The 13,580-nt window shown below is 28.9% G+C and carries 15 protein-coding genes, 1 other RNA gene and 1 other annotated feature; of the genes, 2 read left to right on the top strand and 14 right to left on the bottom strand.

What is annotated here, in order from left to right; all coding sequences use genetic code 11:
* Positions 1–9: 9 nt before the first annotated feature.
* From ACGHJ8_RS00150 to ACGHJ8_RS00095, 12 genes are all read right to left on the bottom strand, one after another.
* On the bottom strand, positions 10–963 hold the full coding sequence (locus ACGHJ8_RS00150; RefSeq protein WP_390541014.1) for a hypothetical protein: 954 nt from the start codon (positions 961–963) through the stop codon (positions 10–12).
* Positions 960–1,583, bottom strand: a complete 624-nt coding sequence (tmk, locus tag ACGHJ8_RS00145; RefSeq protein ID WP_390541012.1) for a dTMP kinase — start codon at positions 1,581–1,583, stop codon at positions 960–962. The genes ACGHJ8_RS00150 and tmk overlap by 4 nt, the downstream gene beginning before the upstream one ends.
* A 283-nt stretch (positions 1,584–1,866) precedes the next feature.
* On the bottom strand, positions 1,867–2,460 hold the full coding sequence (gene recR / locus ACGHJ8_RS00140) for a recombination mediator RecR (protein ID WP_087356865.1): 594 nt from the start codon (positions 2,458–2,460) through the stop codon (positions 1,867–1,869).
* Positions 2,460–2,765 (bottom strand): YbaB/EbfC family nucleoid-associated protein, encoded by a 306-nt coding sequence (locus ACGHJ8_RS00135; protein WP_087356864.1) that lies wholly within the window; start codon positions 2,763–2,765, stop codon positions 2,460–2,462. The genes recR and ACGHJ8_RS00135 overlap by 1 nt, the downstream gene beginning before the upstream one ends.
* Before the next feature lie 3 nt (positions 2,766–2,768).
* Positions 2,769–4,559, bottom strand: coding sequence for a DNA polymerase III subunit gamma/tau (dnaX, locus tag ACGHJ8_RS00130; RefSeq protein ID WP_205090698.1), 1,791 nt, complete (start codon positions 4,557–4,559; stop codon positions 2,769–2,771).
* 63 nt (positions 4,560–4,622) lie between these two features.
* A complete protein-coding gene (locus tag ACGHJ8_RS00125) occupies positions 4,623–5,315 on the bottom strand; it encodes a Bax inhibitor-1/YccA family protein (protein ID WP_390541008.1) in 693 nt (230 codons plus the stop codon).
* A gap of 77 nt (positions 5,316–5,392) precedes the next feature.
* Entirely contained in the window at positions 5,393–5,836 is a 444-nt protein-coding gene (locus tag ACGHJ8_RS00120) for a nucleoside deaminase (protein ID WP_390541006.1), read from the bottom strand.
* A gap of 16 nt (positions 5,837–5,852) precedes the next feature.
* Positions 5,853–5,940, bottom strand: an RNA gene (gene ffs / locus ACGHJ8_RS00115) — signal recognition particle sRNA small type.
* Between the two features lie 41 nt (positions 5,941–5,981).
* Positions 5,982–6,977 (bottom strand): SGNH/GDSL hydrolase family protein, encoded by a 996-nt coding sequence (locus ACGHJ8_RS00110; RefSeq protein WP_205090687.1) that lies wholly within the window; start codon positions 6,975–6,977, stop codon positions 5,982–5,984.
* 11 nt (positions 6,978–6,988) lie between these two features.
* Positions 6,989–8,557 (bottom strand): MBOAT family O-acyltransferase, encoded by a 1,569-nt coding sequence (locus tag ACGHJ8_RS00105; protein ID WP_390541004.1) that lies wholly within the window; start codon positions 8,555–8,557, stop codon positions 6,989–6,991.
* The gene (locus ACGHJ8_RS00100; protein WP_087356855.1) at positions 8,557–8,787 is read right to left on the bottom strand and encodes an acyl carrier protein; all 231 of its coding nucleotides are present in this window, start codon (positions 8,785–8,787) and stop codon (positions 8,557–8,559) included. Before ACGHJ8_RS00100 ends, ACGHJ8_RS00105 begins: the two co-directional genes overlap by 1 nt.
* On the bottom strand, positions 8,788–10,296 hold the full coding sequence (locus tag ACGHJ8_RS00095; protein WP_211962461.1) for an amino acid adenylation domain-containing protein: 1,509 nt from the start codon (positions 10,294–10,296) through the stop codon (positions 8,788–8,790).
* A 148-nt stretch (positions 10,297–10,444) separates the two neighbouring features.
* On the opposite strand from ACGHJ8_RS00095, the gene ACGHJ8_RS00090 reads away from it, so the two are divergent.
* Positions 10,445–10,867, top strand: coding sequence for a MarR family winged helix-turn-helix transcriptional regulator (locus ACGHJ8_RS00090; protein WP_211962459.1), 423 nt, complete (start codon positions 10,445–10,447; stop codon positions 10,865–10,867).
* Positions 10,860–11,516 (top strand): YitT family protein, encoded by a 657-nt coding sequence (locus ACGHJ8_RS00085; RefSeq protein ID WP_211962457.1) that lies wholly within the window; start codon positions 10,860–10,862, stop codon positions 11,514–11,516. The genes ACGHJ8_RS00090 and ACGHJ8_RS00085 overlap by 8 nt, the downstream gene beginning before the upstream one ends.
* A 10-nt stretch (positions 11,517–11,526) precedes the next feature.
* Here ACGHJ8_RS00085 and serS read toward each other — a convergent pair whose 3' ends face one another.
* Both serS and ACGHJ8_RS00075 read right to left on the bottom strand, forming a co-directional pair.
* Positions 11,527–12,804, bottom strand: a complete 1,278-nt coding sequence (gene serS / locus ACGHJ8_RS00080) for a serine--tRNA ligase (protein ID WP_087356851.1) — start codon at positions 12,802–12,804, stop codon at positions 11,527–11,529.
* A gap of 40 nt (positions 12,805–12,844) precedes the next feature.
* Positions 12,845–13,034, bottom strand: a binding site (T-box leader).
* Positions 13,035–13,071: 37 nt separating this feature from the next.
* Positions 13,072–13,575 (bottom strand): GNAT family N-acetyltransferase, encoded by a 504-nt coding sequence (locus ACGHJ8_RS00075; protein ID WP_390541000.1) that lies wholly within the window; start codon positions 13,573–13,575, stop codon positions 13,072–13,074.
* Positions 13,576–13,580: the final 5 nt, after the last annotated feature.

Genomic DNA, 13,580 nt, shown 5'->3' with positions numbered 1-13,580 from the left:
TTCTCCTTCCTATATTCTATACATCATGCTGTCCATTAACAACATCACATTTGCATTGGTACTTAATAAGTATTCTGTATTTAATATTAAATCAATCTTTTGAATGATATTTTCTTCCTGATCATTAATTCTATCATATAAACTTTTAAATGATGGGTAAGTTAAGTTCATAGAATGTTTCACGTGAAACAAATCTCTTAATGCCAATACTAGCATGTTAAGAAAAAATTGAATATTTTTCTTATCACTAAATTCTTTAAGTAAGTGTGTCTGAACATTAATAATCAAATTATCTCTGTGAAAATATAAGTCATCAATAAAATGATATACTTCTTCTTTTAATTTTTCAAAAGATTCAGATTCAATATATTCCTTACACTCATTATAACTCGTAAATAACTCAGCAAGAATATTTACATCATCCTGTGATATATCTTCTTTTTTTAATTCTTCTCTTAACATTTTTTGAGAAGATGGTAAAAGCTGAATGACTTGACATCTTGACTGAATAGTTGGTAAAACTCTATTTAAGTTCTGACAAGTAAATATAGCATAAATACCAGCAGTTGGTTCCTCCAACATTTTCAATAAACTATTCATTGCCTCGCTTGTTGAATTTTCAATATTTTCCATTAGATAAATCTTAGCTTTTCCTTCTAAAGCAGATTTGGAAAATTGATCTTGTATATATTCGATTTGTGGTTTTTTAATTATTTCATCTTGCCCATTATAATATATAAAATCACCATAATTATGCTCGTCAATACGTCGACATTCATTACATTGATCACAAGCAAGAATATCATCTTCACAAATCAAACTTTTTGCAATAAAATGAGCTGGTAAACTGGCATTTTTTCCCACAAGTAAAAAAGCATGGGGAATTTTCTGATTTTGAAAGCTTTGTAAGAGAATTTGATATAAAATAGGTTGTTGTTGTTTTAAAATATCTTTATAAATCATAGTATTTCTCTAATTTTTTTTAATACTTGCTGATAGACATGATCAATATCCAAAGAAGCATCTATTTTAACAATTCTATTAGGAAACTTGTCACATAAACTTAAATAGCCTTGATAGACTTTTCTATGGAAATCAATGTTCTCTAAATCCAACCTATTGACTTCTCTATTTTTATTTTCATATACACGCTTTAAACCATCTTCTGGTTGTATATCAAAGAAAATCGTTCGTTTTGGTAAGATATTTTCGGTAGCAAATAAATTCATCTGATAAACTTCATCAATACCTATACCTCTTGCTATTCCTTGATAAACCATAGAACTATCTACAAATCTATCACAAATAACGATAGCGTCATTTTCTAACGCAGGAATCACTTTTTCAACTAAGTGTTGTCGACGACTTGCTACATAGAGTAATGCTTCGGTTTTTCTATCCATATTTATATATTTCACATCATGAATAATATCACGAATCTTTTCTGCTATTTCTACACCACCTGGTTCTCTTGTTAAAACAACATGATAACCTTCCTGTGCTAATGTCTTTTGAATCATATTTGCTATAGTTGTTTTTCCACTACCTTCTCCACCTTCAAAAGTAATAAAAACACCTGCCATTATAACACCTCATTTCTTTCTCTATTATATATAAAATTGACACAAAGATAAAGTTTTATTTCATTGCATTTATAGGACAATGTTTAAGACAATACAAAGAATAAAACCAAAAATATCAAACAATAAAATCATCACAATATTAAATATATTTAAGGATAAAGTGATTTGCGTTATATGATGAAAACTATTAAAAATAAAAATCGATAGAGTTGCCATAAGCAACCTTATAAAAATACGTGTTATTTTAAACAAAAAAATCACCTCATTGTATTATATGAGATGATTAAAGTTTTTTTCTTCCTTCTAGTGATTTTAACAACGTTAATTCATCAGCGTAATCAAGATTACTTCCCATAGGCAATCCATTCGCAATTCTTGAAGCAGGTATATTTTGTTTAGCAAGCAGTTTTGCTAAAAATAAGGCTGTTGTTTCTCCATCACGTGTAGGATTTGTGGCAATAATCACTTCTTTAATATTTTCATTTAAACGATCAAACAAAGATTGAATATTTAAATCATCTATTGTTTTCCCATCCATAATAGAAATTGTCCCATGTAAAACATGATATAAACCATGATATTCTTTGAGTTTCTCCATTGCAAAGACATCTTTAGGCGATTCAACAACACAGATTGTTGTCTGATCTCTTGTGGAATCTTGACATATTTCACAAATATCACCTTCGCATATATGTCCACATTTTTGGCAATAGTGAATATTCTTTTTTAAATTTAATAAAGCATCAGAAAATCTCTCAACTTGCTCAAAGTCCATTGATAAAACATGATAAACCAGACGTTCAGCACCTTTTGTACCAATACCTGGTAACATTTTAAAACATTCAACAAGTTCCTCAAAACTATGTGGATATTCCATTATAGAAATGCTGATACATCAACACCATTTGTGACTTTATTTAATGTATCTTCCCTTTCTTTAGAAACATTTTCAATAGCTTGATTAATTGTTGCTATTAAGAGTGCTTCCATATTTTCCTTATCTTCTTGAATCAAGGAATCTTGAATATGTAATTCACTAATAGAAAGATTGCCTTTCATCTTTCCAACAATATAATCATCTTGACTTTTAAATTCAAATTCTCTTTCATTAAATTCTTTCTTTGCTTTATTGACTTTACGTTGCATTTGTTGTGCCTGTTGCAATAAATTTCCAAAATTCATTCTTTAATCCTCCTTAAATTCCACAATATCTTCACCAAATAACTGAACAGCAAATTCTTGTGCTTCAGTCATATCAACATGATCTAAATCATGACAATCTATATGTTTTAATGTCAACTCATGTGGTTTAGGTAATTGTCCCTGTCGCTTTAATTCAATAAAATGACTTCGCATTTTAATCCATTCATCCTGTTGAATTGCAATAAAACGATATTCACTCCCTAAAACTTCCTGTAAGAAAGCACTTAACTGTTTATAATTCTTATAATAATTAACTGCATTTACAGATGGCTGATATTCAAAAGAAATAATTAATCCACCTTCACAAGCCGCTACAGCAGTTCCATCACAAAGCATTCCAGCACTCTTTGCCATATTTAAATTAGCCAAATATCTTTTAATAATAGGCCATCTTTCTTGAATACTTTCTAATATCGTTCTTTTCGCCTGAACAAGAATATTCATAATATCTGCTTCATCAACATGAATATCGTTATCAACATCAGCTTGAATATCAGGTTCCTTTTCAAATTCAAAAGTTGGGACTTCCTCTACAACCTCTTGATGAATATAAGGTTCTTCTTCCATCACATCTTCTACTATATCCAAAGCAGGTTCATCAATGATTTCTTCATCTTCTATAACTTCTGGATTTACTGGTGTTTCTACAACTTGTTGCTGTGGTACTTTGACTGTTTCAATATGAACAATCTTTTCATCTTGAATTTGATTACACATCTTTAAAATAGCCAATTCAAAATAAACTGATGGATTGATTACTTTTGCATATTTTTCACTGGCATCCATAAGTATATCAATAAAATTCAATGCTTCTTCACAACCTATATAAGGAACAATTAAATCTAAATAATACTTAGATAAAACAAACAATATAGATTCATCTTGTGTATTACGATAAATCACAATATCTTTTAAAATATCAACTAAATCCAAAGTCAATCTTTTAATATCTATACCATTCATTTTCATATCTTCTAATGTCGATAATGCTTTTTTCATATCTTTAGAAAGAATCATCTTAATAAAATCGATCTTATTTTCCAATGAAACTATACCATAAATTTGATTAACATCTTGAACAGTCAAATGTTTATCATTATAAGCTAAGCATTGTTCTAGAATAGATAAAGCATCTCTCATTCCACCATCAGCCAATTTTGCAATCAATTCTAATGCTTCTTGATCACATTGATAATGTTCTTCTTTTAAAATATCTTCCATTCTTGAAACAATATCTGGAACACTTAATTTTGTAAAATCAAATCTCTGACATCTTGATATAATAGTTGGTAAAATCTTATGTGGTTCCGTTGTTGCAAAAATAAAAATAACATGAGTTGGTGGTTCTTCTAGTGTTTTTAATAAGGCATTTGACGCACTTGGTGACATCATATGAAATTCATCAACAATATATACTTTATATTTTCCCTGTGTTGGAGCATATTTGACCTTCTCAATTAAATCTCTAATTTCATCAACACCATTGTTACTTGCAGCATCAATTTCAATCACATCAGGATGTGTACCCAATGTAATCTGTTGACAGTTTTCACACTGATCACATGGTTTAGGTGAACCCGTACAGTTCACAGCTTTAGCCAACAATTTCGCAATTGTTGTTTTTCCTGTTCCACGTGGACCACAAAACAGATAAGCATGAGCTATCTTATTTTCTTCTACTGCATGTTTCAATGTTGTAATAATATGTTCCTGTCCTGCAACATCTTCAAATCTTTGGGGACGATAAACACGATATAATGTTTTATATGCCACATGTATCAACTCCTTATACTGTCACATTATAACACAAAAAAAGGTACCTTACGATACCCATAATTAATTATTATCACTGATTAACATTAAAATATCAATGAATATATTAACAAAATCAAGATACAGATTTAAAGCACACATTAAAGCTAAACCTTCTCTTTGATTTTCCAAAGATTGATGATAAACTGTTGAAATTTTTTTTAAATCATAGAGCGTTATTCCTGTAAATACAGCCAAATCAATCAAAACAATAATATAATAAAGAGCAGGTGCTTGAATAAACATTAAAATAATATATCCAATTATAAGAATCGGTAATACTGAAATACAAACTTTCATTACAAAAGAGAAATCTGAACTTGTATACTTTGTAATAGTATATAATAATCCAAAATAAGCACAAGTTAAAGCGAAAGCTAATGCTGTAATGTAAACAGAAATGACAGAGAGAAGAAATGAAAAAACCACACCATTAACAATTGAATATAAAATAAAATATCTCTTTGCCATTGCATAAGAAACTTGATCTCCATAATTTTGAAGTTTTTTATTTATAATCCAAACAAAGGCAATTTCTACAATAACAGAAACAAATAATACTGGGAAATAAAAATTAATCAAATAATGAATTATTCCAGATAATATCACAACAATAGAAGTTAGTGCTGTAACAGCAACACCTAAAAATACCCATTTAATTACTTTTAATAAAAAATTCTCATAATTAATCTGTTCACTCAACATACGTTGATCCATATATATCACCTCTATATTCATTTTATCATATCTTAGATGAATTTTCTTATAAAAATAGAAATTCTCAACAGAAATCCCTAATGCTTTCTCTTTTCCTTAAAATAATATGATAGTAATGAGCAACATTGTTCTTCTAAAATACCAGCAACAATTTGAGGATGATGATTAAATTCGTGACTTCTTAAAAAAGTTGATAGTCCATGCCAACGCTGTCCTTTGGCTGCAAAAACAACTTTTTCTATACGACTTTGAATGATAGCACCACTACACATAATGCATGGTTCTAAAGTAGAATAAAGGATACATCCATCTAAATGCCAAGACTTTAATTTTTGACATGCCTTCCTTATAGCAATCATCTCTGCATGTGCCGTTACATCATGCTGAGATTCTTTTCGATTATACCCTGTTGCAATAATTTTCCCATCTTTGACAATAATAGTACCAATAGGAACTTCATCAATATCTCTAGCAAGACAAGCTTGTTGATAAGCTAATTGCATATATTCTTCATCATTCATTGCTTTCACCCCTTAGAAAAAAGCCACTACACATAAACGGGCATTCTTAATGCTGCTACCTTCCGGTCCTGACATGGTTCGAAGCCGCCTATTGTAATGGCAAGAAATATTATAGCATATTTCTTAGACAAATCAATAAAAAATTCTATTTTCCAATAAAACCATTTTTTCCTTTATAATACTTTAATTTTTGGTGATATTCTAAATAATCTTGATTCCAGTTTTGATAATCTTGATGTGTACGATAATCTTGAAAATGATATTTTGATTTTAAATAGTTACCTAAATAATGAGTGACTTTTTGTGCTCCAAAATCATTAAGATGATTTCCACCATCTCTTGTATCTTTGGTCCAATCGAAATTGATATCATCTAATAACATATTAAAATCCAAGAATTGTAATTGATATTGATCAGCAATTTTTTGGATTGTATGATGTTTATCCATTGTCCATGTATTCGCTGTAGGACAACACATCAATAAAACTTGTGAGCCATTGTTTTTGGCATATTTTATAAATTCATTAAGATAATATTGTGTTGTATATGTTAAAGAACTTTTCTTTTTATTCTTTAAATATGATTTTCCACCTTTATAAGATTGAACATTATTATAGTATTTATAGCCTTTTGTCAAAATCTTTTGATTATAAACTTTTTCTTTTATAAAATCATCCTTTTGAATATTTTTCCAACGATTATGATAATCAAAAACAGGAAAAATTTCTTTTAAAGTTTCAGAGATACTTATATCTAAATCATCAACATCACTCTTTGTAAATAATTCATCTACTTCTAATATAATTAATTGAGGTGTTTGATTCAAATAAGTCTGTTTCAATAAAGAATATGCTTCAACAATTTTTTGACTAGGTTCAGCACAGACATAAGAAGGAATTCCTTGTTCATGCCATAATTGTAAAGGATTCATTGCATTATATAAATCACTATTTCCAATCGCAATAATATCTAAAGAATTTTGTCTTTCACCATAAAATCCTCTTGCATTTTCATATTTTATACCAGATTCTTTTGTATTTTGTTTAGGTTCTACAATACGAGATGAAAGATGTAAAAGAGTAATCACTAAACATAAGAAAATCATCATTTTTAAAATATTTTTCATATTCTGTTTATTCATCCTCATCCCTCCTAGAATTGTGCATAGATAAAGCTAACAATATCATAGCCTCTACCATAGGCTCCAAAAATCACAACAATCATCAATCCAGTTAAATAAAAAGTCCAACGTGGTACAATATGCCACTTTGCAATATGTTCTCTTACAGATATATTTTTTTCCTTCAATAAACTCATGATATAAACAATGATAACACCCATAATCACTATCATCATATCTTTCAATGCTAATCCCATGTAAGGAATATCCATTGTGCCTTGAGAACAAGATACAAGCATATGCCATGCTGAAGATAAAGTATCAGCTCTAAATATAAGCATACCAATATTAACAATCAAAATAGTTCTTATAATAGAAAAGATTTGAAAAAACTTATTTTGATTTTGAATATGGAAAGCATTTTTTATTTTCATAAAAACAGGTTCTAAATACATACCTAGCATCATCAATAGATAATAATACATTCCATACATTACATATTTTATACTGGCACCATGCCATAATCCATTACATATCCAAACAAAAAATAAAGCTGTTGAAGCTGGTAAGAGTTTACTGACATATTCATTGCCATGTTTTTTAACAAACTGACTCCATCTTTTAAATGGTGCTGATAAAGATACACTATAAAAAACATAATCTCTTAACCATGAACCTAATGTTATATGCCAACGTTGCCAAAATTCATTGATACTTTTCGCAAAGAATGGCTGTCTAAAATTATCTGGTAGTCTAATACTAAATAGTTGAGCACTTCCTCTAACAATATCCATACATCCGGAAAACTCTGTATATAATTGAATTGTATAAAAAATAATCGCAATCACTACACTTAAACCTGAAAACTTTAAATAATCATCAAAGACATAATTAACGAGCATATTTGCTCGATCAGCAATAACAATCTTTTTAAACATTCCCCATAAAATAAGCTGTAATCCAAAAGTAAAATTTTTATAATCAAAAGAATGACCTTCATATAGTTGATATGCTACTTCGTTATATCTTGTTATAGGTCCTTCTACGATTGTTGGAAAGAACGCTAAGTATAAAGCGACTCTTGATAAACATTCATCTGCATGATATTTCCCACGATAAACATCTACTATATAACTTATGGCTTGTAATGTGTAAAAAGATATTCCTAGTGGTAAAAATAATTTAATGAGTGGAATGGAAATTTGAAATTGTTCTAAAATACTGATATTAAGTAAACTTATTAAGAAGTTTGAATATTTTAAGAAAATCAGTAATCCTAGATTTATAAACAATATAAACATAACAACACATTTCTTTTGCCATAATATTTTCTCTTTTAATTCTTTTCTTTGTTGTCGATCTAAAGACTTTTTGACTGATACAAATATATCATTAATTTTATCTAACCATATAGCACCTATGTATATAGAAATAGTTGTCAGTAATATAAAAATAATCATCCATACACGACTTGCAAGAATGTAATAAAGATAACTTGCTGATAATAAAACAATCCATTTATATTTTTTAGGAAACACTGTATAAAGTAAAAATGTGCTTCCTAAAAAAAGTAATAAATATATATATGTTGTATATGCCATTAATTATCTTCCTGTAAACGAGTAATTAACTGATAGATTGTTTCTATTGATTGAAAGTTTTCAGGTAATATATCTAAAGGTGTAATTTCAATATCAAATTCATCATTGAGTTCAACCGTTAAATTCATAACATCCAAAGAATCTAAAATTCTATCATCAATTAAATTCTTTTCATTTTCAAAATCAACACCCGGTTTTAAATCTTTTAAAATATCTAATAATTCATTCATTTATTTTTCCTCCTCATGATAATGATTTTTTAACCATTTTCTATCTATTTTCCCATTTTGATTTAAAGGCATAACCTTTAACTGAATCATCTTATTAGGATACATATATTGTGGTAATTTATGAGATATTCCTTCCATAATCTCTTGATCTGTTATTTTACCAGTATATATCAAAATAATCTTATCTTCTTTTTCATCATAAATAACTGCACAACTTTGAATCTTTGATAAAGCATAAACTGCTGCTTCAATTTCACCTAGTTCAATACGATATCCCATATGTTTAATCTGAAAATCTTTACGTGTGATATAAATTAATTCACCACGTTCATTATATTTCACCAAATCTCCTGTACGATAAATGATTTCAGGATATGCTTGATTTAATGGATTTTGAACAAAAACTTCTTGTGTCTTTTCTGGATTGTTGTAATAACCTAATGCTAAAAACGATCCCCTAACACAAAGTTCTCCTTCACGATCATCTATGACTTCTTGATTCTTTTCATCTAATAAGAAAACATCACAGTTTTGACAAGCTTTGCCAATCGGTAAAACTTCATCATCTTCAAATTCTCTATCAACAATATAATATGTACAAATATCAGTCGTTTCTGTTGGTCCAAATAAATTTGCATACAAAGCATGAGGAAGATGTTTCTTCCAATAATTGAGATGTTTAGTTGGCATAACTTCACCAGCAAATAAAACCTTTTGAACATCATTTAATTTTATATAATCCAATACTTTCATATTCGCTATAATTCCTAATGCTGAAGGAACCCAGTAAATAGTATTGACTTGTTTTTCATTCATATATTCAATGAGCTTTACAGGGAAAGAAAACAATTTTTTAGGCAATATATGAAGTGAAGCTCCAGCCATAATCGTACTAAATACATCTGAAACAGACATACTAAAATAAAATGGTGTCTGACTTCCAAATTGTGTATCTTCATGAATATCAAACGTTTCTTTAAACCACGAGGCATAATTCATAACATTACGATGTGATACAACTGCACCTTTAGGAACACCTGTAGAACCAGAAGTGAATAAAGCATAAAGTGGATCATTATCAATCATTTGATTTCTGATTTCATTTAATTTTTGATGATTTATTTCTGTTGGAATCATATTTTCATAAATAAAAACTTGAGGATGTAAATTTTGTGCTTTATGCTCATATTGTTTTTCCGTAATCAAAGCTATTGGATGTAAAGTTTCAAATATAGATTGAATACGATCATCTGGCATATGTATATCAATCACAACATAAAAGTTTCCACTATAAACAACGCCAAAGAATGCTGTTAAACTTTCTACATTTTTATCCATCATTACTGCTATAGGTTGTCTACGTATCTGCAATGATGATAAATTTGTTCCTATTCTTTGAGCATTTTCAACACATTGACCATATGTTATTTCATTTTTATCATCACTAAAAGCTATTTTTGTAAAATATTTTTGTGATGATTGTTCTAAAAATTCAAGAATATTTTTCATACACAACCTCCTTTTTCGAGAAGATTCTAACAAAACCATGTGAATATCAAGTGGAAAAAATATGAAATTTATGTGTACAAAGTCACTTAACAAATCATCTTTATAAATTATAATTTAGTTTGATTTCAAACTAAATGAGGTGAAAAATATGTTAAATTATGAGATACACTTTTTATTATTAAAATGTTTTCATTATAGTCATAAACTGATGACACAAAAAACATCAAACATTGGGCTTTATCCCGGTCAACCTAAAATTCTTGAATGTCTTTATGAAAAAGATGGGCAAACCCCTAAAGAAATAGGTCAAACTTGTGTCTTAGATAAGTCAACTATGACAAGTCTTATTCAAAAGATGGAAACACAGCAATTGATTTATCGTCAAAATCAATTAAATGATAAAAGATCAGTACTCATTTTTCTGACTGAATTGGGCAAAGAAAAAGCAATAGAAGTCAAAAGAATATGTTATGAAGTTGATCAGATAGCTTATCAATCTTTAAATCAAAAAGAAGTGAATCAGATATTGAATCAAGTACTTGATAATTTGAGGGAGGAATATGATGAATAAAACAATTTTAAGATATTTTTATTTTTTATTAGGTCTTTTTATTAACTCATTTGGTATTGCTTTTATTACCAAAAGTGCTCTGGGAACTTCACAAATATCAAGTGTTCCTTATGTTTTTAGTCTTTATTTTACACATATGAGTTTTGGTATGATGACTTTCATTTTTAATATGATTTTTATTATCATTCAAATTATCATATTAAAAAAAGATTTTCAACCTATCCAATTCTTACAAATTCTTGCGAATATTATCTTTAGTAGTTTTATTGATATAAGTATGTATTTGATGAACTGGTTTCAACCAGAAACATTACTTATACGTATTATAAGCCTGATTATAGGTTGTATAATTTTAGCATTTGGAATCAGTATTGAAGTTGCTCCTAATGTCATTATGGTTCCAGGAGAAGGTATTGTCAAAGCAATCAGTGATGTGACACATAAAGATTTTGGTATGGTCAAAATATGTTTTGATATCACTTTGATTATTATTGCCAGTTTATGTTCATTTTTCTTTTTCCATTCTTTACAAGGGGTTGGTTTAGGCACTGTTGTTTCAGCACTCACTGTTGGAAAGTTTGTTTCCCTTGTTAATGAATATTTTCCTTTGATTCAACATATTCAAAAATTAAGTATAAAAAAAGGTTAAGATTTTTGTCTTAACCGATTTTTTCTTTTCCTCCCATATATGGTCTTAACACTTCAGGAATAGAAATACTTCCATCTTCATTATAATTATTTTCAATAAATGCAATTAATGCACGTGTACTTGCTAAAACAGTGTTGTTAAGAGTAGCAACATAATATGTTCCTCTTTCACCTTTTGTACGAATACCTAAACGTCTAGCTTGTGCATCTCCTAATGTAGAACAAGAACCAACTTCAAAATATTTTTTCTGTCTAGGTGACCATGCTTCTACATCACAAGATTTCACTTTTAAATCAGCTAAATCACCACTACAACATTCTAGTGTTCTTACAGGTATATCTAAACTTCTAAATAATTCAACAGTATATGACCACATTTTATCATACCATTCCATAGCTTCTTCTGGTTTACATAAAACAACCATTTCCTGTTTTTCAAATTGATGTACACGATAAATACCACGTTCTTCAATACCATGAGCCCCAACTTCTTTTCTAAAGCATGGAGAATATGAAGTTAATGTAATTGGTAATTCTTCTTCTTTAACAATCTGATCTTTAAATTTACCAATCATACTATGTTCACTTGTTCCAATCAAGTATAAATCTTCACCTTCAATTTTATACATCATAGCATCCATTTCTTCAAATGACATAACACCTGTTACAACATCACTTCTAATCATAAATGGAGGAATACAATAAGTAAATCCTTTATCAATCATAAAATCTCTGGCATAAGATAACATTGCTGAAGAAAGTCTGGCAATATCTCCCATCAAATAATAGAAACCATTACCACTTGTTCTTCCACTTGCTTCTTTATCTAATCCTTTTAATTTTGTAATAATATCCGCATGATATGGGATTTCATAATCAGGAACAACAGGATCTCCATATTTTTGAATTTCAACGTTTTCACTGTCATCTTTTCCAATAGGTACACTATCATCAATAAAGTTAGGAATTTTCATCATCACTTCTTTTAATTTTGGACCTAATTCTATTTCTTTTGCTTCTAATTCCTTTAAAGTATCTGCCATTTCACTGACTTTTCTTTTATTTTCTTCAGCTAAATCTTTTTTACCTTCACGCATAAATTGTCCAATTTCTTTAGACAATGAATTACGCATAGCACGAAGCTCACTCGCTTTTGTCAAAGCTTCACGATATTCCTTATCCAATGCATAAGCTTCATCAACCAAATGCAAACGATCATGTTGAAATTTCTTACGCATATTTTCTTTTACTGCTTCTGGATTTTCTCTAAGTATTGCTATATCAATCATTTTTCATTCTCCTTTTCCAATAAAATAAAAAGCACCTTTTACAAGGGACGAATATATCGTGGTGCCACCCTATTTCTTATCAGACTGATAACTTTTATGAGATAACGGTTCAACCGGGAGGGATTAGCTCCTCTTATTGGTAGATTTCAATGCTTCCTCATACTGATTTACACCAACCATCAGCTCTCTATCATGATTTCACATTTACTTATCCAATGCAACGATTTGATATACTGATTATAGCATAAGACTTAATAATTTCAATAATTATTTAATCAAAGAATACATTATCATGTCATGAAACTCACCATTTTTAAAGCCATTCTTACGTAAAATACCTTCACGTTCAAAACCACATTTTTCTAAGACTCTTTGTGAGGCTGGGTTATAATCAAAAGGAGCCGCAAAAATTCTCTCTATATCACTATGTTCAAAAACATATTGACATGTCTGTTTCACAGCTTCACTCATAATACCTTTTCCCCAATAAGAAAATCCTAAATAATATCCTAATTCTGCACTTCTACGATAAATATCATCTTGTCTTAAAACAGAAATACTGCCAACAACATGTCCTTCATATTCAATCGCAAAAGCAAAGATTTCATTTTCATCAGCAGATAACATAGCTTCTATATAATCATAGGCATCCTGTAAATGATATGGATAAGGTATACGATCTGTTAAATTATTTAAAATTCTTAAATCATTAATATTCTGATATAAATCTTCGGCATCTTCTCTTTTCCATTTTCTTATTATGCATTTCATCTTTA

It is taken from the genome of Massiliimicrobium timonense (genome assembly GCF_042850985.1).
Lineage (GTDB): Bacteria > Bacillota_I > Bacilli_A > Erysipelotrichales > Coprobacillaceae > Allocoprobacillus.
Note: the sequence above shows the minus strand (reverse complement) of the source record. Positions and strands in the feature narration are given on the sequence as shown.